We start from the raw sequence: 24,510 nt of genomic DNA on the forward strand, positions 1-24,510 counted from the left end.
ATCCCCTAACCTTGCCCCGTACATCGATCTACCGCGAGTCGTTTTCCACCGAGTCGCGGGGGTCGTCCCGGGGCAGAGAGCAACGCCCGGCCGAGGAGGGCCCCCACCGGGGCGGCGAGTACCGTACGCCCACGACACAGCAACGCCCGGCCATGGAGACGATCCACGACCAGGCGGTGGGTGTCGTACGGCTACGGCACGGCAGGGCCCGGTTCATGGCGGCGATCCATGGACCGGGCGACCGGTGTCGTACGGCTAGGCCTTGGGGGCCACCTTGGAGAGGCCGTTGATGATCCGGTCCATGGCGTCGCCGCCGGTGGGATCGGTCAGATTGGCCAGCATCTTCAGGGTGAACCGCATCAGCATGGGGTGGGTCAGTCCCCGCTGGGTCGCGAGTTGCATGACCTTCGGGTTGCCGATCAGCTTCACAAACGCGCGGCCCAGGGTGTAGTAGCCGCCATAGGTGTCCTTGAGGACCTTCGGATAGCGCTGGAGGGCCAGTTCGCGGTGGGCCGGGGTGGCACGGGCATGGGCCTGGACGATCACATCGGCGGCGATCTGGGCGGACTCCATGGCGTAGGCGATGCCTTCACCGTTGAACGGGTTCACCAGCCCGCCCGCGTCACCGACCAGCAGCAGCCCACGGGTGTAGTGCGGCTGCCGGTTGAACGCCATCGGCAGGGCGGCACCCCGGATCGGGCCGGTCATGTTGTCCTCGGTGTAGCCCCACTCCTCGGGCATCGACGCACACCACGCCTTGAGGACCTCGCGCCAGTCCAGTTCCTTGAAGGAGGACGTGGTGTTGAGCACGCCCAGGCCGACGTTGGAAGTGCCGTCGCCCATGCCGAAGATCCAGCCGTAGCCGGGCAGCAGCCGGTCCGGGCCGGGGCCTCGGCGGTCCCACAGCTCCAACCAGGACTCCAGATAGTCGTCCTCATGGCGGGGGGAGGTGAAGTACGTCCGTACGGCGACACCCATCGGGCGGTCGTCGCGGCGGTGCAGCCCCATCGCCAGGGAGATGCGGGAGGAGTTCCCATCGGCGGCGACCACCAGCGGAGCGTGGAAGGTGACCGGGACCTTGTCCTCGCCGAGCTTGGCCTCCACGCCGATGATCTTGCCCGTACGGTCATCGAGGATCGGCGCGCCCACATTGCAGCGCTCGTACAGCCGGGCGCCCGCCTTCTGCGCCTGCCGGGCCAACTGCTCGTCGAAGTCATCGCGCTTGCGGACCAGTCCATAGTCCGGATACGCGGCGAGTTCCGGCCAGTCCAGCTGGAGCCGTACGCCGCCGCCGATGATCCGCAGGCCCTTGTTCCGCAGCCAACCGGCCTCTTCGGAGATGTCGATGCCCATGGCCACCAGTTGCTTGGTGGCGCGCGGGGTCAGACCGTCGCCGCAGACCTTCTCCCGGGGGAAGGCCGTCTTTTCCAGCAGCAGGACGTCCAGTCCGGCCTTGGCGAGGTAGTACGCCGCGGTGGAGCCGGCCGGGCCGGCCCCGACGACGATCACATCTGCGCTGTGTTCGGAGAGGGGCTCAGTCACGGCTGGTTCTCCCGTAAGACTCAATATTCGCGTGCCTAAAAAGCACAGGACATGTGCAGTCTATGGGGGAGTGCCTATCCGTCGACCGAAGGGCTCCCCTATGAGCAGGCTGCTCCCCGCCGTACGGCTGCGTGTGCCCACTGATGAGGATGCCTATGCATGGCATCGGGTCTTTGCCGACCCCGAGGTGATGGAGTTCCACGGCGGAAGGGCTGAGCGGTCGGCGTACGAGGAGCTGACCGCGCGGCAGCGACGCCATGACGCGGAGCGCGGATTCTGTCTGTGGACGGTGCTCGACGAGGACGGCGAAGTGGTCGGTTTCACCGGCGCTCAGCCCTGGCCGCACAGTGAGTTCGGGCCGGTGGGCGAGATCGAGATCGGCTGGCGGCTGGCGCGCTCCGCGTGGGGGAAGGGGTACGCGACCGCTGCGGCCCACACCACGCTGGAGCGGGTGCGGGCGGCGGGCGTCACCCGGGTGGTGGCCATGGTGGACGCGCGCAACGAACGGTCGATAGCGGTGACCAGACGCCTGGGGATGGAGCAGGTGGAGACGTTCAGGACGCCGGATTCCCTGCGGGAGGGGTACTGCTTCCGGCTGGAGCTGTAAGGCCGGGGGACGGCGTGCGGACCGTCCCGGGCCCCTAGACACGCTGGCCCGCCCCCTCCCTCGGGCGTCGGACGGGCCCAGCACCACAACCCTCCTAGGCGGGCTTTGTCCCTCGGTGCAGTGCCACCACCCCGCCCGACAGATTGCGCCAGGCCACCTTCTCCCAGCCCGCGCTCCCCAGTGTCCGCGCCAACTCAGGCTGCTCCGGCCAGGACCGGATGGACTCGGCGAGATAGACATACGCATCCGGGTTGGAGGAGACCGCCCGTGCCACCGGGGGCAGCGCCCGCATCAGATACTCCTCGTACACGGTGCGAAACGGCGCCCAGGTCGCGTGCGAGAACTCACAGATCACGATCCGGCCGCCCGGCTTGGTGACCCGGAGCATCTCGCGCAGTGCCAGCTCGGTGTCGGCGATGTTGCGCAGTCCGAAGGAGATCGTCACCGCGTCGAAGACATCGTCGCGGAACGGGAGCCTTGTGCCGTCCCCCGCGGTGAGCGGCAGCCAGGGGTGGCGCTTCTTGCCCTCGCGGAGCATCCCCTGCGAGAAGTCGCACGGCACCACATAGGCACCGGCCTCAACGAACGGCAGCGATGAAGTACCGGTACCGGCCGCCAGGTCGAGGATCTTCTGTCCCGGACGGGCGTCCACGGCCTTGGCGACTTCCCTGCGCCAGCGCCGGTCCTGGCCGAACGACAGAACATCATTGGTGAGGTCGTAGTTCGCCGCCACGGCATCGAACATCGAGGCGACTTCGTGCGGCTGCTTGTCCAGGGATGCTCGGTTCACATTCCCCATTCAAGCAGGGCACCCGCGCACGCTATGCGCGGCGGTACAGCAGCCGTCCGCCCAGCACGGTGGCGACACAGCGGTGGGTGTCGGCCGGGTCGAGTTTCCTGCCGGGCACCGAGAACACGGCGAAGTCGGCCGGGCCGCCGATCTCCAGGCCACCGTCGTACACCACTTTTGCCGCCGGAACTGACGGAACTGACGAAGCGCCTTCCGTATCCGGCTGGCGTACCCGCAGGCCGGAACGGGTCACCGCGGTACGGACAGCGGGGCGGGTGAACGGCCCGGTCAGCGCCGTGTTGCCGCGGGCGAGAAGCCGCTGGATCCCCCGGCGGGTGCTGTGTCCCCACCGGGTGTCATCCATCGCCAGTGCGGTCAGGGCGTCGCCGGTGAGCGGATCGGTGCCGAGTTCATCGGCTTCGCGGGGGTCCGGATGGTAGGCGGCCTCCAGCAGGGCGACGGCGCCCGGCTCCCGCAGTCCGGGCGTCAGCAGCCCGGGCCAACGGCGGACCCTGGCCCTGAAATGGGTGACCGTCAGCCCTTCGGCCGAACCGATCGCCACGATCAAGCCGCCCTTGACCAACACGGCGTCCAGACCCGGCCGACCGAGAACGGCGTCCGCCCGATGGATCGTCAGCACGGGTCATCGCCCGAGGTCACGGTCGGCATCAGGCGTCCGCTCGCGGATATCGCTCGCACGGCGTGGTCAGTTGGCATTCAGGAGCTTGAGTTCCGGGTGGGCGGTGCCACCCTCGATCGCGGTCGAGGAGATATGCGAGACCACCCGCTCATCGACCGGGTCGTTCGCCGGGTCGTCGTGCACCACGATGTGCTCGTACGTGGTCGCCCGCTGCGCGGGCACCCGTCCCGACTTGCGGATGAGGTCGATGATCTCCTGGCGGTTGGAGCGGTGCTTGGCACCGGCCGAGGAGACGACGTTCTCCTCCAGCATGATCGAACCGAGGTCGTCGGCGCCGTAGTGCAGCGACAGTTGGCCGACCTCCTTGCCGGTGGTCAGCCAGGAGCCCTGGATATGGGCCACGTTGTCGAAGAAGAGCCGGGCGATGGCGATCATCCGCAGATACTCGAAGAGCGTCGCCTGGGTCTGGCCCTTGAGGTGGTTGTTCTCGGGCTGGTACGTGTACGGGATGAAGGCGCGGAAGCCGCCCGTGCGGTCCTGCACATCGCGGATCATCCGCAGATGCTCGATGCGCTCGGCGTTGGTCTCGCCGGTGCCCATCAGCATGGTCGAGGTCGACTCCACCCCGAGTCCGTGCGCGGCCTCCATGATCTCCAGCCAGCGTTCGCCGGACTCCTTGAGCGGGGCGATCGCGGTGCGCGGGCGGGCCGGCAGCAACTCGGCACCGGCGCCGGCGAAGGAGTCCAGACCCGCCGTGTGGATGCGCTGGATGGCCTCCTCGATCGATACGCCCGAGATCTTCGCCATGTGCTCGACCTCGGACGCGCCGAGGGAGTGGATCACCAGCTGCGGGAAGGCGGACCTGATCGCCGCGAAGTTCTCCTCGTAGTACTCCACACCGAAGTCGGGGTGGTGGCCGCCCTGGAACATGATCTGGGTGCCGCCCAGCTCAACGGTCTCGGCGCAGCGCCGCAGGATGTCATCGAGATCGCGCGTCCAGCCCTTCTTGGTGTCCTTCGGCGCCGCGTAGAAGGCACAGAACTTGCAGGCGGTGACGCAGAGGTTGGTGTAGTTGATGTTGCGCTCGATGATGTACGTCGCGATGTGCTCGGTTCCCGCGTATCGACGGCGGCGCACGGCGTCGGCCGCGCTGCCCAGTGCGTGCAGCGGGGCGGAGCGGTAGAGGTCAAGCGCCTCTTCCGGGGTGATCCGACCGCCCGCGGCAGCGCGGTCCAGCACGGACTGAAGGTCGGCCTTCTCGGTCACCGGGTGTCACCTTTCGGTGGTTCTCCAGAGCCTTGGGCAAGGCGCTGTCGGACGTTCTACGGGCCGGTCCAGCCTACGTCAGGGGACTGGGCCGACCATGGGCCGGTCGGCCCGGTCCACCGGTACGGATCAGTTGGTGGCGCGCTTGAGGGTGGCGCGGGGGTTGCCGGCGCGCGGCTCGTCCGAGCTGTAGCGAAGGTTGCCCCCGGCCAGCTTCAGCGTCACGGTGTGGGTGCCTTCGGTGCATTTGCTGCCAGCTCGGCCGTTGGACGCGCCATCGGTGACCAGTTGGGTCGCGGTCGCCTTCCGTAGGACGAGATTGTCCGTACAGGCGAGGTTGCCCAGCGCGTCGTACTGGGCGGCGGTCCCGATCCGGCCGCCCGTGCGTCCGGACTTGAGCACGATGGTGAAGGTGCCGGCTTTGAGGTCGGTGTCCGCGAAGCTGATGGTGAAGGGGCCCTCCCAGGTGCCGATGAAGGCTTTCGGTACCTCGCTTGCCTGCTCACTGTCCGGGTTGCCCGGGGCGGAGGGAGCGGTACTGCCTTCCGCGGGGTCCTGGGGGCCGGCGTTCGCGGTGTCGTCGCTGTCCTTGAAGGCGCCGGAGCCGGGCAGCAGGTCATAGAGAACACCCACGCCGATGGTGACGCCGGCGAGCACGGCGGCCAGGGTGAGGGTGAGGGTGCAACTGACCTTGCGTCGGTTGCGGGTGGGCGGCGGGGGGTCGGGGTCGGCGGACGGGTCCCCCTGGGACGCGGGTGCCCAGGGCGCGTGGCCCTCCCCGGCGGCGGGGAACACCGGCAGCTGGGGCACCGAGGCCAGGGGGTGTCCCGACGGCAGGGGGTGCATCGGTTCGATCGGCGGACCGAAGGTGCCGGGTGTCGTCCCCGTTGGCTGGCCCGGCTGACCCGGCTGGCCCGCCCGGGCCGCCTCTACGCCGCCGACCGAAGGGCTGCTGAAAGCCACCGGGCCCGACAGCGGGCCCTCGGGCCCCCGGGCCGGATCGGCGGGCTCCAGACTGAGCAACTCCACCGCGGCCCGGCTGACCTGTTCCACCAGCGCGCCCGGCAACCAGCCGGCGGCGACCAGAGCGGCGGCCCCGCCGGGGGCCAGCGCCCCGGCGATCTCCCGCGGTGTGGGGCGCGCGCCCGGGTTCTTGGCGAGCGCGCCGGCGACCAGCTGCCTCAGCTCACCCTCCAGCCCATCGAGCTCCGGCTCCTCATGGACCACCTTGTAGAGGAGGGTGGCGGAGGAGTCTCCGCTGAAGGGGGCCGAGCCGGTGGCCGCGTAGGCCAGGACGGCACCCAGCGAGAACACATCGGCAGCGCCGGAGATGCCTTTGCCAAGGATCTGCTCGGGCGACATATAGCCGGGTGAGCCGACCGAGACCCCGGTGGAGGTGAGGGAAGCGGTACCGTCCGTGACCCGGGCGATCCCGAAGTCGATCAGCCGCGGGCCGTCGAGGGTGAGCAGCACATTGGACGGCTTCACATCGCGGTGCACCAGTTCCAGGGCGTGTACGGCGGTGAGCGCCTCGGCGAGCCCGGCGCCCAGGGCGCGAACCGCGGGCATCGGCAGTGGACCGTGGCCGGTCACGGCGGCGGAGAGGGCGGGGCCTGCGACATAGCCGGTGGCCAACCAGGGTTGGGCGGCCCCCGGGTCGGCGTCGAGCACCGGCGCGGTCCACTGGCCGCCGACCCTCCGCGCGGACTCGACCTCGCGCCGGAACCGGGTGCGGAACTCGTCGTCGAGGGCGAAGTGGGGGTGGACGACCTTGACGGCGACGGTACGGCCGCCGGCGCTGCGGCCGAGGTAGACGCGTCCCATCCCGCCGGCGCCGAGCCGGCCCAGCAGCCGGTAGGGACCGATGAGACGCGGGTCCCCAGGATCGAGCGGCTGCATCTGTGAACTCCCCCGGTTGCCCATCTGTCCGCTTCTGCCGGAACTCAGGGTAGGGGGAGCCGCCTGCTCGCTCCCAGGGAATTGCGGCCGGGTGTTTTCACCCGGGTCATCGGCGCGGGAGCACGGCCGCTGCTTCGCTTCCGAGGGACCCGCCTGCGAGCCGGACGTCCTGGCATCCGCCACGACTGGCGGAGGATGGCGTTCCGCCAGGCATGCGGCAGCTCAGCCGCGGCGCGGGACGCGCGGCGTCGTGGCGTACGTATCCGATCCGTCGGGGGGGGTCGGGGGGTCGGGGCGCCGCCGAGGTCGGCCGCCGTGGGGTCGTTGGGCGTTTCGCGGCTGGAACAGGAAGCGGGGGATGCCCTGGTGGTCCTTGCCGAGGTGGATCCCGACGTGGTCGATCTGGTTGGCAGTGCCGCTCTCGGCGGCGAGGAAGAGTACGGACGGCGGTATCTCGGGTGTGCTGCCTTCTCCTGCACCGGTACTCATGGCGCCCTCGGGTACGGGGGCTTATGGCGCCCTCGGCTCCGGCGGGCGGGCACAATCCGATCCGAGCCGAGTCGGGCGACCCCCTCGGCTCCGGCCGGCGGGCACGATCCGGGCGCCTCCCTCCGCCGACGAGCCTGCTACGGGTAGGGGCGGGGCTGAGCAGGCGCCCCTCAGCGCCCTAGCAGCTCGACCGTGACATCGGCCGGGAAGCCGGTGGTCGGACCGATGAGGCGGGCGAACTCCCGTACGCCTGCCAATTGCTCGGAACCGAAGCGGAAGTCCAGCGTACGGAAGTATCGCTCCAGCAGTTCCGCATCGAAGCTCTCCCAGCGAGCCGCCTGCTCCGAGACCTTGGCGACCTCTTCGAGCGACAGGTCGCGGGAGGACAGAAAGGCCTCATGGACTTCGCGCACCAACGCGGGTTCACGGGCCAGATACTCCTTGCGCGCCGCCCAGACCGCGAACACAAAGGGCAGGCCCGTCCACTCCTTCCACATCAATCCCAGGTCATGGACTTCAAGACCAAGCCTCGGCGCATCGTGCAAGGACGCCCGCAGTGCGGCATCGCCAATCAGGACGGCTGCTTCCGCTTCCTGCATCATCAAGCCGAGATCGGGCGGGCAGCTGTAATAGTCGGGCGTCACCCGGTACTTCTCGGCCAGCAGTAGTTGCGCCAGCCGTACCGACGTACGAGAAGTGGAGCCAAGGGCGACCCGTGCGCCATCCAGCTTCTCCAGTGGGCCCTGAGAGACGATGACACACGACATCACCGGACCATCACAACCGACTGCCAGATCAGGAAATGCCACCAGCTGATCGGCATTGCGCAGAAACTCCACCAGAGTGATCGGCGCGATATCGAGTTCTCCGCTCACCAGTTGCTCACTGAGCTTCTCCGGTGAGTCCTTCGTCAACTCCAGGTCAAGAAGTGTTCCGGTGCGGGCCAGCCCCCAGTAGAGGGGGAGACAGTTGAGGAACTGGATATGACCGACCCGGGGCCTGCTGCGGGGGCGGTCGGTTGCTGGGGTTTCTCCGAGACTGTCCACAACGTGAGGCTAGACCGGTACAGGTGATCTGAGTGCGCAGGGGCCGTACGCGGGCCGCGCGGCGAGCTGGCTCCAGGGCGGGTACGCACCGGTTGAGCTGCGGTTCGTCAGTGCGCGGAGGGGCCCTTCAAGCGTCCGAGTGAAGTGATCTTTCCCTCTACCGCTGCCAACACAGTGCGTGCTAGGCTCGACGCAAGTTGCAGTTTGGTTTCCCTTGCAGTACAGAGCCTGCGGAGCATGTGACCCGCGGGCTTTTGTAGTTTTCAGACTTGTTTGCAGGTTCTGGAGCAGGGCAACCCTTTGGCCCAAGGAGGGCTTATGGCTACCGGAACCGTCAAGTGGTTCAACGCTGAAAAGGGCTTCGGCTTCATCGCCCAGGACGGCGGCGGCCCGGATGTCTTCGTCCACTACTCCGCGATCAACGCGTCTGGTTTCCGCTCCCTGGAGGAGAACCAGGTCGTGAACTTCGACGTCACCCAGGGCCCGAAGGGCCCGCAGGCGGAGAACGTCACCCCGGCCTAATCAGCCAGGTTGACGATCGCGTAACCGACTTAATAGCACCACCCAAGGAGCTCCGTCCTTTCCAGGAACGGAGCTCCTGCCTTTCCTCATCGCCTTTCCATGGTGAATTCACGCCTTTCCGGGCAGAAGTGGATTCATACGGCATCTTCGGAGTGTCAGGGCAGCCGATCAGGCAGCGCGGGCAGTTCCCTCTCGTACAGCCAGGACTGAAAGAACCTCTCCAGGGATTGCGGAGAGTGACGGTCAGCGAGGGCGAGAAACTGCTCGGTGGTCACCGAGCCATGGCGATGGGTCGCCGTCCACTCGCGCAGCAGCGCGACAAAGGCCTCAAGCCCCAGCTGATGGCGCAGCGCGTGCAGGGTCAGCCCACCCCGTTCGTAGACCCGCTCGTCGAAGAGTCGATCAGGCCCAGGATCGGCGATCAGGATGTCCCGGCGCAGCAGCGCGAGTCGCCCCCACGCCCGGCCGGCCAGTACGGCCGCGTTCGGGCCGCCCGACAGCTCGGACCACAGCCACTCGGCGTACTTCGCGAAGCCCTCATGGAGCCAGATGTCCCTCCAGTCGGCGGCGGTGAGGCTGTTGCCGAACCACTGATGGGCCAGCTCATGAGCGATCAACCGCTCGCTGCCGCGATGGCCGTCGACATGGTTGGCGCCGAAGGCCGAGAGGCCCTGTGCCTCGATGGGCACCTCCAACTCGTCCGCCGTCACGACCACGGCGTACTCGTCGAAGGGGTAGGGGCCAAAGAGATCCTGGAAGACGGCCATCATGCGCGGCTGCCGCGCGAAGTCATGCTCGAACCGGCCGCCGAGCAGCTCCCTCGGCACCGCCGCGCGCTGCGGTACGGCGACCGCGTCCGAGAGGGTGACCAGCGCATAGGGACCGATGTGCACCGCCGCCAGATAGGCGGCCATCGGCGCGGGCTGGTCGTACACCCAGGTCGTGGTGGAAGCCCTGACCGTACGGGAGATCAGCCTGCCGTTCGCCACCACCGTGTACGGCGAGGGCGCGGTCACCGCGATCCGGTAGCGGGCCTTGTCATCGGGTCGATCGTTGCAGGGGTACCAGGAGTGGGCGCCGTAGGGCTGGGAGGCCACCAATGAGCCCTCGGCCAACTGCTCCCAACCGAGCTCGCCCCACTCCCGGCTGCGGATGGGCCGCGGAACGCCGGTGTATCGCACTTCGACGGTGAAGACGGCACCCATGGGCAGTGGGCGGATGGGGCGGATGCGGAGCTTGTCGGCGCGATGGGTGTAGCGAGCCGGGCTGGCACTGTCCAGAAGCACTTTGGTGATACGGAATCGACCAAGATCGAAGACGACCTCGGACAGTGTCTCGCCGGCGACGGCACTGATCGTGGCCCGAGCGGTGATGCGGCCGGTGCCCGGGGAGCACTCCAGGGCGAGGTCATAGCTGGTGGTGCGGTAGCGGTGGTCACCGTACTGCGGCAGATAGTCACCGTGCGTGGCGTAGTCGCTGTCAAAGGTCGTCCGCGGGCCCCGTGGCTCGGGGGTGCCGCCGAGCAGGGGCGGACCGGAGCGACTCATTACGGACCCTTCGGCCAGGGCGTGATCGGGTCGTTCGACGGCAGCGGGGGCGCCTCGGCGGACGGGCGCCGCCAAGCAGCGATCGGGTTGCCCAGCCAACGCGTCCCAGCCGGCACCCGTTCCCCACTCATCACCAGGGAACCGGGCCCCACCACCGCCCCGTCGCCGATCACCACACCCGGCAGGGCGATGGAGTGCGGGCCGAGGCTGGTGCCCGTACCGAGGGTGATCGCGTCCAACCGCATGATCCGGTCGTGGAAGAGGTGGGTCTGCACCACACATCCTCGATTGACGCTCGCGCCACCTCCCACGCTGACCAGGTCGGGTTCGGGTAGCCAGTAGGTCTCACACCACACTCCGGGCCCGATACGGGCGCCCAGGCCACGCAGCCAGAGGATGGTCAGCGGTGTGCCGGGCACCGCTCCCATCAGCCAGGGCACGGCGAGGGTCTCCACAAAGGTGTCGGCGAGTTCGTCGCGCCACACAGAACCGGACCACAGCGGATGCTCACCCACCCGGAACACCCCTACCAGCAGCCATTTCGCGGCGATGGCCAGAGTCGAGGCAATCGCCCCCGCGCCGAGCAGCAGCAGCCCGCCGACGAGCAGCGCCAGTGGATGGCCCCACCGGGTGGCCAGGGTGCCGAAGAGGGCCAGCACGGAGACGGCCAGCGCCGCACCACACATAAGCGGAACGATTCTGCAGAGCTCTACCGCCCCCCGGGCCCATTTCAGCCGCCTCGGTGGGGAAAAAGTGCGGCTCTCATCGGTCCGCTCCACGGCCCGGGGCAGCTCCATCGGGGGCATACCGAGCCAGGAACTGCCCGCCTTGGATCGTTTCGGGGCTGCCGAGAGCACTCCCACCAGCCCCCGTTTGGGCACCCGCCGACCCGCGGCGGTCATCCCCGAGTTCCCCAGGAAAGCCCGCTTGCCGACCCGGGCGGCGGCGATCCGCAGCCTGCCGCCGCCCAGTTCATATCCGCCGACCATGGTGTCGTCGGCCAGGAAGGCCCCACTGCCCACCGAGGTCATCGCCGGTACCGCGAGCACAGTGGACGCCTCGACCCCATGGCCCACCCGCATCCCCAGCGCTCGTAGCCATCCGGGCGTCAACAGGCTGGCGTACAGGGGGTGGAGTTGGGTGCGGGCCATGTCCATCAGCCGTTCGGTCGCCCAGATCTGCCAAGCGATCCGACTGTGGAGTGGGTGGCTGCCCGCGCGCAGTCCCACGCTGAGGGCACGTACACCCAGCAGGATCAGCAGGGCGTATGAGATCAGAGCGGCCACCGTGGCCAGGGGTACGGCGGTCAACGCGCCGGTGATGTCGCCGCGCCCCGCCATGGAGGCACTCATCACCCAGAGGGCCGGGACGATGGCAACCATCGGCAGCACCCCCAGGACCAGCGAGGACAGGGCGTAGCCAAGGCTCCAGCGGCGCTGGTGTGGCGGGCGGGGTTCCCGAGGCCTGCGGGCGCGGCCTTCGCGGGTGGCGGGCGCGCCCGACCAGCGTTCCCCGGCCGGGATGGCCCCGGTCACCGCAGAGCCGGGGGCGATCCGGGCCCGCTTGCCGATCCGGGCCCCCGGAAAGAGGGTGCTCCGGGCTCCGACCACTGCTTCGGCACCGACCCGCACCGGCCCGATCCGCAGTCGGTCACCGTCCAGCCAATGGCCGCAGAGATCGACTTCGGGCTCGATGGCACAGCCACGGCCGAGCCTGAGCCAGCCGGTCACGGGCGGTAGCGCGTGGAGGTCGGCGTCATCGGCGACCCTGGCTCCCAGGGCCGTCGCGTACCAGGTGAGCCAGGGGCCGGTGAGGTGGACGGCCCCACTCGTCTCGGCAAGTCGCTCGGCGGTCCACAGCCGCAGATGGACCGGGCCGCCGCGCGGATGGCTGCCGGGGCGCAGCCCGCGCAGCAGCAGCCGGGCGCCGCCCGCGGCGATGGCGATCCGGCCGGGTGGGCTGAAGAGGAGTAGCCAGCCGAGCGCCACCCACCACCAGGAGACGGCGGGCCCGATGCCGAGAGCGTTGCCCACAGCGACGGCGGGGACGCTCCAGCGCAGGGCGGCCACCGTGAACAGGGGAACGAGCAGCAAGAGCTGAACGATCTGAGCCCGGCGGGGGACGGGCCGTACCCGCGGTCCCCCCGGCGCGGTGTCCGCGACGGCTTCCAGGGGCAGGGAGCCTTCCAGGGTCAGGGCGAGGGAGCGCAGCCGGGGGTACCGGTAGACATCGGCGACCGACCCGGTGCCATGGCGCTCCCGGATGCGCGAGACGAGTCGGGCCGCGGCGAGGCTGCCGCCACCGTGGGCGAAGAAGTCGGCTTCGGGGTCGATGACCGGGGTACCGAGCAGCTCGGCCCACTGAGCGGCGAGCCATTCCTCGGCAGCGGTGAACACCGGACGCCCGGTGGTGTCGGCGCTGCCAACCGCCTTTGCCGCGCCCGTCACCGACTGGTCCGGCAGAGGCCAGGGCAGTGCGTCCCGATCCACCTTGCCGGAGGTACGGGTGGGGAGGTCGTCGATCACGACGAGCAGGGGGACCAGCGCGGCGGGGAGTGCCGCCCGCAGCCGAGCGAGTGCGCCGACCTGGTCAAAGGGAGCGGGTTCCGCGCGCACGCCAGGGTCCGGGGACGTACAGACAGAGGGAACGGGCTCCACAACCACATCAGGGTCCGAGGGCGCAAAGCCCAAGGGGACGGGCTCCACACGCACGCGAGGGTCCGGGCGCACCCGGTCGACCGGAACGGGTTTCGGGCGACGCGCACCCGGGCCTGAGGGCACACGGTCGGAAGCCGCGGATCGCGCGGACACTTCAGAGCCCGGGGGCACCTCGCCAGGAGCAACGGACTCCACGGGTTCGCCACCCGCCCCTCGGGGTGTGCCCGGCAGCTCGGCCGGATGTCCGATCGCCCCGGTGCTGGGCACCACATAGCCGACCAGCAGCTGATGCCCCGAGGCCGTCGTACGCAGCGCCGCCGCCGCGGCGAAGACCCCGGGAAGGGCCTGGAGCGCCGCATCGATCTCGCCCAGTTCAATGCGTCGGCCACCCAGTTTGATCTGGTCGTCCACGCGTCCCAGAAACAGCAGACCGGACTCCTGCGCCCGTACCAGATCACCGCTGCGATACGCGCGGCTCCAGCCCAGCGCCCCCAGCGGGGCGTACTTCTCGGTATCCCGCTCCCGGTCCAGATAGCGGGCCAGGCCGACCCCTGCGATCACCAGTTCACCGCTGCCGCCCATCGGCACCGGCTCACCGGCCTCATCGACGACGGCGAGCTCCCAGCCGTCGAGCGGTAGCCCGATGCGTACGGGGTCCGTTGCGGTCAGCGGTGCGGCACAGGCGACGACGGTGGTCTCGGTGGGGCCATAGGTGTTCCAGACCTCCCGGCCCGGTACCGCCATCCGTCGGGCCAGTTCGGGTGGGCAGGCCTCACCGCCGAAAATCAGCAGCCGAACCCCGTCCAGCGACCGGGCCGGCCAGAGCGCGGCCAGCGTGGGGACGGTGGAGACGACGGTGATCCGCCGCTCCACCAGCCAGGGACCGAGTTCCATCCCCGCGCGGACCAGGGAGCGGGGTGCCGGCACCAGACAGGCCCCGTGCCGCCAGGCCAGCCACATCTCCTCGCAGGAGGCGTCGAAGGCCACCGAAAGCCCGGCGAGTACCCGATCACCGGGGCCCAGTGGGGCCTGACGGAGAAAGAGCCGGGCCTCGGCGTCGACCAAGGCCGCGGCGGCGCGATGGGTGACGGCGACGCCCTTGGGGCGACCGGTCGAGCCTGAGGTGAAGATGATCCATGCGTCGTCACCGGGCCGGGGAGGCTCCCCGGGAGGTCCGCCCCGGGGCTCCTCCGGTACGGCCGTCGCCTGGTCGTCGGCTTTTCCGCGCACGGCCACCGTGCGCCATGGGCCCACCGAAGCCCGGTCGCGGGCCTCCGTACCCCATGAGCCCACCGAAGCCTGGTCGCGGGCCTCCGTATTCGCTGAGTCCTCCGGCCCCACCGGGCCGCCATGCCCCGGGACCGTCCGGGCCGACCGCACCCTGACCGCCCGTTCCGCTTCCACCACCGCGCTCACCGCGGCCTCGGTGAAGACCAGCTCAGCGCGCTCCGGCGGATCATCGGCATCCACCGGAACGTAGGCGGCACCTGCGGCGAGGACACCCAGGATCGTGACGTACAGGTCAGCGGTCCCGGACGGAACGCGTACGCCGACCCGATCCCCCTGACCGATCCCCACCGCGGCGAGCCGCTGCCGAACGCCGTCGATCCGCGTCGAAAGCTCCCGGTAACTGAGCGAGGTCAGCCCGTCATCGACGGCGAGTGCGTCCGGGTGACGGCGGACGGTCTCATCGAGGATGTCGAGGAGCGTCCGGGCTGGGGCCGCCGGGCCACCGACGAAGATCGCCGGGGCCGTGGCGGTGTCGAGGAGCGGAGTGAGCAGGGCGGCCGGGTCGACGGGGGTGTTCGGGGCGACGGTCATACGCCGCACCGGGTGCGGGCCGGCAGTCGCTGTCGTCTCCGTCCGCCCCGGTCGCCAGGACGCTGGTTCGGCTGCATCTCTCACTCCCCGTCCGTCGTCCGACGCGCGCCACGGAGCAGCGCTCCACGCACGACAAACGGGGAGTTTATTGAGCTTTTTCGCAATTCGCCTGTTGTCGAACTGGTACGAGGGATACGCCAGAGGCCTCGGTGACCGACTCGCCGAGTGTCACCGAGCGCCCCACCGCCAGACGAAAAAGACCAAAGGGGAATCTTTCACTCAGACAGGTACGCGAGTCACCCACACAGACGCGAGTCACCCAGGCAGGCGCGGGTCACCCACACAGGCGCGTGAGCGGGAGCCCCCCCACTCCCCCGCACCCGCCCGAGCGGCCCGATCCATCGAGTCTGTGAGCAGTGCCCCGGCCCGGCGCTAGAACTCCCCCGCGCCCACCACGGCCGGGCCCTGCGGCCCACGCGCCGACCAGCGCTCGCCCTCCAGGAGATTGCCCAGGCCCACCCAGGCGAAGTTCATCAGCGTCGCCGCCGCTTCCTTCGCCGTCATGGTCCCGGCGTCATTCATCCAGCCGGCCAGCGACTCAGCCGCTCCGACCAGTGCTTGCGCCAGACCCGCCATGTCCCGCTCGGCGAGTTCCGGCTCCGGCCGGGCGGCTCCGGCCTCGGTCGCCGCGGCCTGGATCAGTACGGCGACAAAGGCGACGATCTCATCGCGCATCGCGGCCACCTCCAGGGCGAACGGCTCCCCGTGGGTACGCGCCTGCCGGTGGAGCACCGACCAGCCGTCCGGGCTTTCGACGGTGTAGTCGAAGAAGGCGGTGAGGCCCGCCCACAGCTGCCGATCGGCCGACAGGCCCGGTTCGATCGCGGCCTGCACGGTGGCCAGCAGAGCCTGTGCCTCGCGCCGAATGCACGCGGTGAACAGCTGATCCTTGGAATTCAGATAGAGATAGACCAGCGGTTTGGAAACCCCCGCCAACTGGGCGATCTCATCCATTGACGCGGCCCGGTAACCCCGCCGCGCAAAGGTCCTCACCGCCGCGTCCATCATCTGTTCTTCCCGCACGGCACGCGGTAGCCGCTTGCCCTTCACGCCTTTCACAGCGTCCATGGCGTCCATGGTGAGAACTCCCCTCCCCCTGCTCCCCTACTGCGCGGTTAGCCTACGTGGCGCAGGGCACGCCAGAGCACACGAAGACCCTCTTTCCGGACGCGTACCGCATACGCGACAGAAAGAGGGCTATATGCCACCGAGAACCGAACTTACTTCAGCCTTTTCTGTGCCTTTCCCATCAATGAACCATCGAAAGCGGATCGTTTGGAGCACCCAACGGCTGACCGGGGTGCAACCCCGGAAGCGGCCCGGGCAGCGGGAAGCGCCCGGCCGCAGTCGCGCGGCGGAGCGCTTCCCACTGGTCATCGAGGTCAGGCGGCCACCGGCACGCCCGTCTTCTGGTCCGCTCCCCGAACACCGTCGTCATCGATCGGCGACGAGGTGGCCGAGGTGTACGCGTCGTGGTCGAGGATCTTCTCGCGGGCGGCGACGATGACCGGCACCAGGGCCTGGCCCGCCACATTGGTCGCCGTGCGGATCATGTCCAGGATCGGGTCGATCGCCAGCAGCAGACCCACACCCTCCAGGGGCAGGCCCAGGGTGGAGAGGGTCAGGGTGAGCATGACCGTCGCGCCGGTGAGACCCGCGGTGGCCGCCGAGCCGACGACCGAGACGAACGCGATCAGCAGATAGTCCTGGATACCGAGCTGCACATCGAAGATCTGCGCGATGAAGATCGCCGCCAGCGCCGGGTAGATCGCCGCGCAACCGTCCATCTTGGTCGTGGCCCCGAACGGCACCGCGAACGAGGTGTACTCCTTCGGTACGCCGAGCCGCTCGGTGACCCGCTGGGTGACCGGCATGGTGCCCACCGAGGAACGCGAGACGAAGGCCAGCTGGATCGCGGGCCAGGCGCCCCGGAAGAAGTGCACCGGATTGACCTTGGCAACGGTCGCGAGCAGCAGCGGGTAGACGCCGAACAGCACCAGGGCGCAGCCGATGTAGACATCGGCGGTGAAGGTCGCGTACTTGCTGATCAGATTCCAGCCGTAGTCGGCGATGGCGAAGCCGATCAGACCGACGGTGCCCAGCGGCGCCAGTCGGATGACCCACCACAGGGCCTTCTGCAGCAGCTCAAGGACCGCTTCGCTGAGGGTCAGGATCGGCTTGGCCTTCTCACCGAGCGCCAGCGCGGCGATTCCGGCGACGGCGGACATAAAGACGATCTGAAGGACGTTCAGCTCGGTGAAGGGTGTGATGACGTCCGTCGGAATGATCCCGGTGAGGAAGTCGATCCAGCTGCCCGTGTTCTCCGGGGCCTTGCCGTCCTTGGGGGTGAGGCCGGTGCCGGCGCCCGGGTTGGTGATCAGTCCGATCGCGATGCCGATGGCGACCGCGATCAGCGAGGTGATCATGAACCAGAGCAGGGTCTGGCCGGCCAGCCGGGCGGCGTTGTTGACCTTCCGCAGATTGGTGATCGACACCAGGATCGCGAAGAAGACCAGCGGGGCGACGGCCAGCTTCAGCAGCCGGACGAAGATTCCGCCGATCTGCTCCAGGGTGTCCTTGAGCCAGCCGATGTCCTGGCCCCGGGCGAGCCAACCGAGCAGGACGCCAAGGACCAGACCGGCGACGATCTGGACCCAGAACGGGACCTTGGGTATGCGGAACCCGGAGCCCGAGGGCGTTCCGGGCGTGGTCGTGGCGGTGTTCGCGGACACGGACACACTCCTGTGGCAGGGGGGAGAAGGGGGACGTACAAAAGGGGTGCGGGGGCGCCCGTGCGCGAGAGGGCGGCTCCACCAATGCCGGGATCAGACCGAGCGGCGACAGACAGCCGACATACAGCGGCAGAGATCGACATGCAGGCGCGCCACGAGCGGGGTGCTCGCGGCATCGTGGAGGCGCACTGCTGTCGTCATGCCGACCACGTTAACACCGTGACTTTGAGGACCTCAAAGGTCTTCTTTGAGATACCCCCATGGCCCCTACACGCAAACGGCCCGCCCAACTCCCCTGCCCGGTACGCCGGATGGGGACATGCCAACGCCCCGGTGCGCACTACCGTGCACCGGGGCGTGTGACACATGCCATAGGAATAAATGCGACCACGCGCCCTGACGGGCGTGGCCGGGTGGCGCCTAGAGGGCCACGCCGTCTTCCTGCCGACGGTTGGCGTCCAGCCGCGCCTTGGTCTCGTCGACCTTGCCGGAGATCTGGGCGGACATCTCATCCCGCTGCTTACGCAGCAGCACAAAGCTCAGCGGCGCCGAGATCAGCAGGGCGAGCAGGACGATCCAGACGGAGTTGGATTCGCCGAGCCCCTTGGGCAGCACCCCGAAATGGACCAGGGCGGCGACCACCACCAGGCAGCCGACGAAGACGGCGAAGCGCATACCGGTGTACTTGATCGCGGCGCTCGACTTGGACACGGCTGGCCTTCTCTCCTCGTACGACAGATCCTGCCAAACCAGTGAAGCATGCTCGGTTTTCGATCAGTACAGCGGCAGGAGCATGGTGATGTCGTCCCGGTCGTCGCCGTCCGCCACCCGGATCGCTCCCGGCACCCGCCCGACCTCCCGGTATCCACAGGACGCGTAGAACCGCTCGACGCCCGTGCCGCCCCGGCAGCCCAGCCGGATGGCCTCTATCCCGGTCAGGCCCCGGGCCGCGTCGGCCGCTGCCGCCATCAGCTCACGGCCATGGCCGGCGCCCTGCAGTCGAGGGTGGACCATGACCGTGTACAGCCACAACCAATGGGTCATCAGCCGATGGGTGTTGCGGGTGAGAAAGGCGGTGGCCGCGATCTCGCCCTTCTCATCCCACCCGACCAGAAGCCGGGTCTGCCCTTCCGCCACCGACACCAGGGCCTTCAGCAACTCCGGCCGGATCGCGTCGGGGGTGATCGGCGGAACGAAGCCCACCGCACCGCCCGCATTGGTCACATCGGCCCAGAGCCGCAGGACACCGTCCCGCAGCGCTGGATCGACGACCGGGTCCAGGGTGTACCTCAAGCCGGGCTGGTCCATCGTCATCGCATCGCTCGTCAACCGCTGCGCCACGCTCGGGCGTCAGACGCGCATGGGCTGCGGCGACTCCCGTCGATCGGCGTCCGGACCCGGGTACTCGCGGATGATCTCGTAGCGGGTGTTCCGCTCGACCGGGCGGAATCCAGCGTCCCGAATGAGGTCCAGCAGATCGTCACGGGTCAGCTTGTTCGGTGTGCCGTAGTTGTCGGCGTCATGGGTGATCTTGTACTCGACGACCGAGCCGTCCATGTCGTCCGCGCCGTGCTGAAGCGCGAGCTGGGCGGTCTGCACACCGTGCATCACCCAGAAGACCTTCACATGCGGAACGTTGTCGAAGAGCAGTCGGGAGACCGCGAAGGTCTTCAGCGCCTCGGCGCCCGTCGCCATGGTGGTGCGCGCCTGGAGGCGGTTGCGCACCTTGCCGTCCTTCATGTCGACGAAGTCATGCTGGTAGCGCAGCGGGATGAAGACCTGGAAGCCGCCGGTCTCGTCCTGGAGTTCACGCAGCCGCAGTACATGGTCGACGCGGTGGCGCGGTTCCTCGATATGCCCGTACAGCATGGTGGACGGGGTCTTGAGGCCCTTGCTGTGCGCAAGGCGGTGAATGCGCGACCAGTCTTCCCAGTGGGTCTTGTGGTCCACGATGTGCTGGCGGATCTCCCAGTCGAAGATCTCCGCACCGCCGCCGGTCAGCGACTCCAGACCGGCTTCCATCAGCTCATCGAGGATGTCGGAGGCTGACATGCCCGAGATGGTCTCGAAGTGGTGGATCTCGGTGGCCGTGAACGCCTTCAACGAGACGTTCGGCAGGGCTTCCTTGAGCGCGCTGAGCGAGCGCGGGTAGTAGCGCCACGGCAGATTGGGGTGGAGGCCGTTGACGATGTGCAACTCGGTGAGGTTCTCGCCCTCCATCGCCTTGGCGAGGCGAACGGCCTCCTCGATGCGCATGGTGTACGCGTCCTTCTCGCCCGGCTTGCGCTGGAACGAGCAGTAGGCGCACGACGCGGTGCACACATTGGTCATGTTGAGATGGCGATTGACGTTGAAGTGGACGACGTCGCCGTTCTTACGGGTGCGCACCTCGTGGGCGAGGCCACCGAGCCAGGCCAGGTCGTCCGAGTCATAGAGGGCGATGCCGTCTTCGCGGGTCAGCCGCTCACCGGCCCTGACCTTCTCCTCCAGCTCGCGCTTGAGCCCAGCGTCCATGTGCCCGCCTCCCATAGGTCTGCCAAATCGGGCTCCCCCACCGTACTCCCCCGTACGCGGCCGCCCGGGGATACCCCCTGTACCGCTGGTCAGATGCCCTGCTCGGGGAGATCACCAACACGGTTCTCCCACTTGGTGGAGAGCACGATCGTGGTACGGGTACGGGAGACACCGCGGGTGCCGCTGAGTCTGCGGATGGTCTTCTCCAGACCGTCCACATCGCCGACCCGCACCTTGAGCATGTAGGAGTCGTCGCCGGCGATGAACCAGCAGTCCTCGATCTCCGCGAGGTCCTTCAGCCTGCGTGCCACGTCCTCATGGTCGGCCGCGTCCGAGAGCGAGATCCCGATCAGGGCGGTGACCCCGAGGCCGAGCGAGGCCGCGTCGACGGTGGCGCGATAGCCGGTGATGACACCGGCCGCCTCAAGACGGTTGATCCGGTCGGTGACGCTGGGCCCCGAGAGACCCACCAGCCGTCCCAGCTCGGCGTAGGAGGCCCTGCCGTTCTCCCGGAGGGCCTGGATGAGCTGCCTGTCCACAGCGTCCATGTATCTGGACCTTCCCTATCGTCTTGGAATTTTCAGGGGCTGACTTGGCCTTCGGGGGCGCAGGGCGCAAGGGCCCTGCGGACTTCCCGAGAATCCAGCAATGATCTTTCAAGAGGGGGAGTCAGTCGGTACGAGCGCCACCCAGTTCGCCCTTCCAGCGGCGGTACAGCCGGTGCTCCACCCCTGCCGCGTCCAGCACCCGCCCGGCGACGAAGTCCACCAGGTCCTGGATGTGGGTCGCCCCCGCGTAGAAGGCGGGCGAGGCGGGCAGCACCACGGCCCCGGCGTCGTCCAGGCTCACCAGATGCCGCAGCGTCTGCCCGTGGAGGGGGGTCTCCCGCACGGTGACGATCAGGGGACGCCGTTCCTTGAGCATGACGCTCGCGGCGCGCTGGAGCAGATCCTTGGAGAGACCGAGGGCGACCCCGGCGACGGCCGCCGTGGACGCGGGCACGATCAGCATTCCCTTGGCCGGGTACGACCCCGACGACGGGCCGGCGGCAAGGTCTCCCGCGGCCCAGTGGCGTACGTCGTCGATGTCCACCCGGAAGGTGTCCGGCTTTCCATCCGCGCCCCTGGCCAGCCACTCCTGGAGGTCATCGCGCCAGTGGGCGTCCCGGAAGGAGATCCCGGTCTCGTCGAGCAGGGTGAGCCGGGAGGCCCGCGAGACCACCAGATCGACGCTCTCACCAGCATCGATCAGCCCCCGCAGCACGGCGGCCGCATAGGGCGTCCCGGACGCGCCGGAGACTCCGACGATCCAGGGGCGGCGAGGTTCGTTCTGCGCTGGCTCCACGCAGGGAGCCTATCCGGCGGAATGAGAGCGGCGTGCCTCAGGCGTGGGGGTCCACGGGGAGGGCGGAGGTGTCGAGGGTGAGCCGCCCGATCGCGGTGTCGATGGACACCTTGCCGCCGTAGGAGAGGGTGTCCCGCCCGCGGTATCCGTCAGGGCCCGGATTCCACAGCGTCACCACCTGCCCCTTGCGGGGATCGAAGATCAGATAGTGGGCGATGCCCCGGGCCGCGTACTGCCGGTCCTTGATCTCGTAGTCATTGCGGACGCTGCCGGGTGAGACGACTTCCATGGCCAGTTCGATGAGATCGGGCGAGTAGACGCTCAGGTTCCGCGCTTCCTCCCGCGCGGGGATGACCGCGAGATCGGGGCAGAACTCGAACTCATCACTGAACGGAAAGCTCACATCGCTGACGCACTCCCAGTCGGGTGCGAGCTGTGGCTCCAGAAGATTCCAGACAAGCCGAATCGTCTTGGCGTGGAAGGCCCGTACGGGACTCATCACGATGTTGCCCTCGACAATCTCCGTGCGAAAGCCGGGGAACAGGTCCTCGAACCGGCTGAGCTGTGAGTGCAGGCGATCGGTCTCCGAAACAGTCATATCGGCCTCCCAGTCCTGCTCTCGATGGTAAGCCCGACGGTATTCACACCGTCAGCCCACGCACCACCAGATCCAGCAGCGCACACACAAACAGGGCAATCCCGATGAATCCGTTGACGGTGAAGAACGCCCGGTTCAGCCGGGACAGATCATGCGGGCGCACGATCGAGTGCTCATAGCCGAAGGCCACCGCCACGATCACCAGACCGGCCCAGAAGAACGCCCCGGCGTCCGTCGCCAGCGCGTACCAGACCAGCAGGGCCGTGGTGATCACATGCGCGGCCCGCGCCCCGTGCAGGGCGGCCGGGACACCGAAGCGGGCGGGGACGGACATCACGCCCTGCTCCCGGTCCGACTCCACGTCCTGGGTGCCGAAGATCAGATCGAAGCCGCCGATCCAGATGCCGACCGCGAGCCCCAGGATCACCGCGTCCCACGACCACTCCCCGGTGACCGCGAGCCAGGCGCCGATGGGCCCCATGGCCTGCGCCAGGCCCAGGATCGCGTGCGGGAAGTTGGTGAACCGCTTGCCGTAGGGATAGACCACCATCGGGATCACCGCGATCGGCGCCAGCGCCAGGCAGAGCGGATTGAGCGCCGCCGCCGCGCCGAGGAACACCGCCAGGGCGATCCCCGCGCCGGTCCACGCGGACCGCACGCTCACCGCGCCGGTGACCAGCTCACGGCCCGCGGTACGCGGGTTGCGGGCGTCGATCTCGCGGTCGATGATCCGGTTGCAGGCCATGGCGAAGGTCCGCAGTCCCACCATGGCGATGGTGACGAGCAGCAGGGTCAGCCAGTCGACGCTGCCGTCGTGGAAGAACATCGCGGTGAGCGCGGCGATATACGCGAACGGCAGGGCGAAGACCGAGTGCTCGATCATCACCACCCGCAGAAAGCCCTTGGTACGGCTTGGGCCGGGGATGGCGGCCGCGGAGGCGGTCACAGTCCGTACTCCTGCCAGCGGCGATCCACCAGGGCCGCCGTGTCCGGGTCGGACTCGACCATGTCCGGCCAGCCACCGTCGCGGGTGTATCCCTCTTCGGGCCACTTCCTGGTCGCGTCGATACCCGCCTTGCCACCCCAGAACTGCTGGTAGGAGGCATGGTCCAGATGGTCCACCGGGCCTTCGGCGACGGTGAGGTCACGGGCGTAGTCGGTGTTGCCGAGCGCGCGCCAGGAGACCTCGTGGAGATCGTGGACATCGCAGTCGGAGTCCACCACCACGATCAGCTTGGTCAGCGACATCATGTGCGCACCCCAGATCGCGCTCATGACCTTCTGCGCGTGCTTGGGGTACTTCTTGTCGATGGAGACGATCGCGCAGTTGTGGAAGCCGCCCGACTCGGGGAGGTGGTAGTCCACGATGTCCGGCACGATGATCTTGAGCAGCGGAAGGAAGAAGCGTTCCGTCGCGCGGCCCAGCGGACCGTCCTCGGTCGGGGGGCGACCCACCACGATCGACTGGAGCAGCGGGCGCTGCCGCATGGTGATGCAGTCGATCTTCAGGGCCGGGAACGGCTCCTGGGGGGTGTAGAAGCCGGTGTGGTCACCGAAGGGGCCCTCCGGAAGCATCTCCCCCGGCTCCAACCAGCCCTCCAGGACGACCTCGGCCTGGGCCGGGACCTGGAGCGGGACCGTCTTGCAGTCGACCATCTCGATCCGCTTGCCCTGGATGAAGCCGGCGAACAGGTACTCGTCGATATCGCCGGGCAGCGGCGCGGTGGAGGCGTAGGTCACCGCGGGCGGGGCGCCGAAGGCGATCGCGACCGGGAGCCGCTCACCGCGGCGGGCCGCCACCTGGTAGTGGTTCCGGCTGTCCTTGTGGATCTGCCAGTGCATCCCGATAGTGTTGCGGTCATGCCGCTGGAGCCGGTAGAGGCCGAGGTTGCGCACCCCGGACTCCGGGTCCTTGGTGTGGGTGAGACCCAGATTGAAGAACGAGCCACCGTCCTTGGGCCAGGTGAAGAGCGCTGGCAACTGGTCGAGGTCGACCTGGTCGCCGCGCAGGACGACTTCCTGTACGGGCGCGTCCTTCACCTTCTTCGGCGGTACGTGCACCATCGAGCCGAGCTTGCCGAACGCCTCGCGCACCCCGACGAAGCCGTGCGGCAACTCGGGCTTCAGCAGTCCGCCGATCTTGTCGCTGATCTCGGAGTACGACTTCAGTCCCAGTGCCTTGAGCAGTCGGCGATCGGTCCCGAAGACATTCATCGCCAGCGGCATCGACGAACCGCGCACATTCTCGAAGAGCAGCGCGGGTCCACCGGACTTGTTCACCCGGTCAACGATCTCCCCGACTTCCAGGTGGGGATCGACTTCCGCCTTGATGCGCTTGAGGTCTCCCTCGCGCTCCAGGGCCCTGAGCAGGGAGCGAAGATCGTCATAAGCCATGCGCCCCAGTATCGGGTACCAGTTACCCTGGCGGCGTCACCG

21 protein-coding genes are annotated in these 24,510 nt (G+C 68.6%); 2 read left to right on the forward strand and 19 right to left on the reverse strand.

Translation table 11 applies throughout. The features are described from left to right. Positions 1-255 precede the first annotated feature (255 nt). Positions 256-1,542 carry a geranylgeranyl reductase family protein gene (locus NBG84_RS37880; RefSeq protein WP_250924265.1) on the reverse strand — a complete coding sequence of 429 codons (1,287 nt, stop codon included), beginning with the start codon at positions 1,540-1,542 and terminating at the stop codon, positions 256-258. A gap of 100 nt (positions 1,543-1,642) precedes the next feature. Here NBG84_RS37880 and NBG84_RS37885 point away from each other — a divergent pair, with 100 nt between their 5' ends. Beyond that, complete coding sequence (locus tag NBG84_RS37885) at positions 1,643-2,149, forward strand: GNAT family N-acetyltransferase (RefSeq protein WP_250924266.1); 507 nt, start codon at positions 1,643-1,645, stop codon at positions 2,147-2,149. Between the two features lie 94 nt (positions 2,150-2,243). Here NBG84_RS37885 and NBG84_RS37890 read toward each other — a convergent pair whose 3' ends face one another. The 6 genes from NBG84_RS37890 to NBG84_RS37915 all read right to left on the reverse strand — a co-directional run bounded on the left by NBG84_RS37890 (position 2,244) and on the right by NBG84_RS37915 (position 8,279). Beyond that, a complete protein-coding gene (locus NBG84_RS37890) occupies positions 2,244-2,939 on the reverse strand; it encodes a demethylmenaquinone methyltransferase (protein ID WP_250924267.1) in 696 nt (231 codons plus the stop codon). Positions 2,940-2,970: 31 nt separating this feature from the next. Next, on the reverse strand, positions 2,971-3,579 hold the full coding sequence (locus NBG84_RS37895; RefSeq protein WP_250924268.1) for a hypothetical protein: 609 nt from the start codon (positions 3,577-3,579) through the stop codon (positions 2,971-2,973). Positions 3,580-3,645: 66 nt separating this feature from the next. Continuing rightward, positions 3,646-4,845 carry a cyclic dehypoxanthinyl futalosine synthase gene (gene mqnC, locus NBG84_RS37900; RefSeq protein ID WP_250924269.1) on the reverse strand — a complete coding sequence of 400 codons (1,200 nt, stop codon included), beginning with the start codon at positions 4,843-4,845 and terminating at the stop codon, positions 3,646-3,648. A 129-nt stretch (positions 4,846-4,974) separates the two neighbouring features. Then, complete coding sequence (locus NBG84_RS37905; RefSeq protein ID WP_250924270.1) at positions 4,975-6,744, reverse strand: serine/threonine-protein kinase; 1,770 nt, start codon at positions 6,742-6,744, stop codon at positions 4,975-4,977. Positions 6,745-6,966: 222 nt separating this feature from the next. Next, positions 6,967-7,233, reverse strand: coding sequence for a hypothetical protein (locus tag NBG84_RS37910; RefSeq protein WP_250924271.1), 267 nt, complete (start codon positions 7,231-7,233; stop codon positions 6,967-6,969). 170 nt (positions 7,234-7,403) lie between these two features. Continuing rightward, positions 7,404-8,279, reverse strand: a complete 876-nt coding sequence (locus NBG84_RS37915; protein ID WP_250924272.1) for a menaquinone biosynthetic enzyme MqnA/MqnD family protein — start codon at positions 8,277-8,279, stop codon at positions 7,404-7,406. Positions 8,280-8,597: 318 nt separating this feature from the next. Here NBG84_RS37915 and NBG84_RS37920 point away from each other — a divergent pair, with 318 nt between their 5' ends. Then, entirely contained in the window at positions 8,598-8,801 is a 204-nt protein-coding gene (locus NBG84_RS37920; RefSeq protein ID WP_003967102.1) for a cold-shock protein, read from the forward strand. A 155-nt stretch (positions 8,802-8,956) separates the two neighbouring features. Here the strand turns inward: NBG84_RS37920 and NBG84_RS37925 are convergent, their stop codons facing one another. The 12 genes from NBG84_RS37925 to NBG84_RS37980 form a co-directional block, all read right to left on the reverse strand. After that, a complete protein-coding gene (locus NBG84_RS37925; protein WP_250924273.1) occupies positions 8,957-10,348 on the reverse strand; it encodes a M1 family metallopeptidase in 1,392 nt (463 codons plus the stop codon). Continuing rightward, positions 10,348-14,826 carry a Pls/PosA family non-ribosomal peptide synthetase gene (locus NBG84_RS37930; protein ID WP_250924274.1) on the reverse strand — a complete coding sequence of 1,493 codons (4,479 nt, stop codon included), beginning with the start codon at positions 14,824-14,826 and terminating at the stop codon, positions 10,348-10,350. The genes NBG84_RS37925 and NBG84_RS37930 overlap by 1 nt, the downstream gene beginning before the upstream one ends. 432 nt (positions 14,827-15,258) lie before the next feature. Next, positions 15,259-15,954 carry a TetR/AcrR family transcriptional regulator gene (locus tag NBG84_RS37935; RefSeq protein ID WP_250924275.1) on the reverse strand — a complete coding sequence of 232 codons (696 nt, stop codon included), beginning with the start codon at positions 15,952-15,954 and terminating at the stop codon, positions 15,259-15,261. 314 nt (positions 15,955-16,268) lie between these two features. Next, complete coding sequence (locus tag NBG84_RS37940; RefSeq protein ID WP_250924276.1) at positions 16,269-17,618, reverse strand: dicarboxylate/amino acid:cation symporter; 1,350 nt, start codon at positions 17,616-17,618, stop codon at positions 16,269-16,271. A gap of 420 nt (positions 17,619-18,038) precedes the next feature. Beyond that, entirely contained in the window at positions 18,039-18,293 is a 255-nt protein-coding gene (locus NBG84_RS37945) for a DUF4229 domain-containing protein (RefSeq protein ID WP_250924318.1), read from the reverse strand. A 99-nt stretch (positions 18,294-18,392) separates the two neighbouring features. Beyond that, on the reverse strand, positions 18,393-18,932 hold the full coding sequence (locus NBG84_RS37950; RefSeq protein ID WP_250924277.1) for a GNAT family N-acetyltransferase: 540 nt from the start codon (positions 18,930-18,932) through the stop codon (positions 18,393-18,395). Positions 18,933-18,968: 36 nt separating this feature from the next. Beyond that, positions 18,969-20,132: an aminofutalosine synthase MqnE gene (mqnE, locus tag NBG84_RS37955; protein ID WP_250924278.1), complete on the reverse strand. Its 1,164-nt coding sequence runs from the start codon at positions 20,130-20,132 to the stop codon at positions 18,969-18,971. 89 nt (positions 20,133-20,221) lie between these two features. Beyond that, positions 20,222-20,680, reverse strand: a complete 459-nt coding sequence (locus NBG84_RS37960) for an Lrp/AsnC family transcriptional regulator (RefSeq protein ID WP_250924279.1) — start codon at positions 20,678-20,680, stop codon at positions 20,222-20,224. A gap of 121 nt (positions 20,681-20,801) precedes the next feature. Further along, a complete protein-coding gene (locus NBG84_RS37965; protein WP_250924280.1) occupies positions 20,802-21,476 on the reverse strand; it encodes a UbiX family flavin prenyltransferase in 675 nt (224 codons plus the stop codon). A gap of 37 nt (positions 21,477-21,513) precedes the next feature. Beyond that, the gene (locus tag NBG84_RS37970) at positions 21,514-22,074 is read right to left on the reverse strand and encodes a Uma2 family endonuclease (RefSeq protein WP_250924281.1); all 561 of its coding nucleotides are present in this window, start codon (positions 22,072-22,074) and stop codon (positions 21,514-21,516) included. A 43-nt stretch (positions 22,075-22,117) separates the two neighbouring features. Then, positions 22,118-23,020 (reverse strand): menaquinone biosynthesis prenyltransferase MqnP, encoded by a 903-nt coding sequence (gene mqnP / locus NBG84_RS37975; protein WP_250924282.1) that lies wholly within the window; start codon positions 23,018-23,020, stop codon positions 22,118-22,120. Next, positions 23,017-24,468, reverse strand: a complete 1,452-nt coding sequence (locus NBG84_RS37980) for a menaquinone biosynthesis decarboxylase (RefSeq protein ID WP_250924283.1) — start codon at positions 24,466-24,468, stop codon at positions 23,017-23,019. Before NBG84_RS37980 ends, mqnP begins: the two co-directional genes overlap by 4 nt. Positions 24,469-24,510: the final 42 nt, after the last annotated feature.

The sequence above is a fragment of the Streptomyces albipurpureus genome (assembly GCF_023701525.1).
GTDB classification, from domain to species: domain Bacteria; phylum Actinomycetota; class Actinomycetes; order Streptomycetales; family Streptomycetaceae; genus Streptomyces; species Streptomyces albipurpureus.

What these genes read in the sequence shown, in the direction of transcription:
- NBG84_RS37885 (WP_250924266.1), top strand. Translation starts at nt 1,643, where the DNA reads ATGAGCAGGCTGCTCCCCGCCGTACGGCTGCGTGTGCCCACTGATGAG.
- NBG84_RS37905 (WP_250924270.1), bottom strand. Translation starts at nt 6,744, where the DNA reads ATGCAGCCGCTCGATCCTGGGGACCCGCGTCTCATCGGTCCCTACCGG.
- NBG84_RS37910 (WP_250924271.1), bottom strand. Translation starts at nt 7,233, where the DNA reads ATGAGTACCGGTGCAGGAGAAGGCAGCACACCCGAGATACCGCCGTCC.
- NBG84_RS37920 (WP_003967102.1), top strand. Translation starts at nt 8,598, where the DNA reads ATGGCTACCGGAACCGTCAAGTGGTTCAACGCTGAAAAGGGCTTCGGC.
- NBG84_RS37925 (WP_250924273.1), bottom strand. Translation starts at nt 10,348, where the DNA reads ATGAGTCGCTCCGGTCCGCCCCTGCTCGGCGGCACCCCCGAGCCACGG.
- NBG84_RS37930 (WP_250924274.1), bottom strand. Translation starts at nt 14,826, where the DNA reads ATGACCGTCGCCCCGAACACCCCCGTCGACCCGGCCGCCCTGCTCACT.
- NBG84_RS37935 (WP_250924275.1), bottom strand. Translation starts at nt 15,954, where the DNA reads ATGGACGCTGTGAAAGGCGTGAAGGGCAAGCGGCTACCGCGTGCCGTG.
- NBG84_RS37945 (WP_250924318.1), bottom strand. Translation starts at nt 18,293, where the DNA reads ATGCGCTTCGCCGTCTTCGTCGGCTGCCTGGTGGTGGTCGCCGCCCTG.
- NBG84_RS37950 (WP_250924277.1), bottom strand. Translation starts at nt 18,932, where the DNA reads ATGACGATGGACCAGCCCGGCTTGAGGTACACCCTGGACCCGGTCGTC.
- mqnE (WP_250924278.1), bottom strand. Translation starts at nt 20,132, where the DNA reads ATGGACGCTGGGCTCAAGCGCGAGCTGGAGGAGAAGGTCAGGGCCGGT.
- NBG84_RS37960 (WP_250924279.1), bottom strand. Translation starts at nt 20,680, where the DNA reads ATGGACGCTGTGGACAGGCAGCTCATCCAGGCCCTCCGGGAGAACGGC.
- NBG84_RS37970 (WP_250924281.1), bottom strand. Translation starts at nt 22,074, where the DNA reads ATGACTGTTTCGGAGACCGATCGCCTGCACTCACAGCTCAGCCGGTTC.
- NBG84_RS37980 (WP_250924283.1), bottom strand. Translation starts at nt 24,468, where the DNA reads ATGGCTTATGACGATCTTCGCTCCCTGCTCAGGGCCCTGGAGCGCGAG.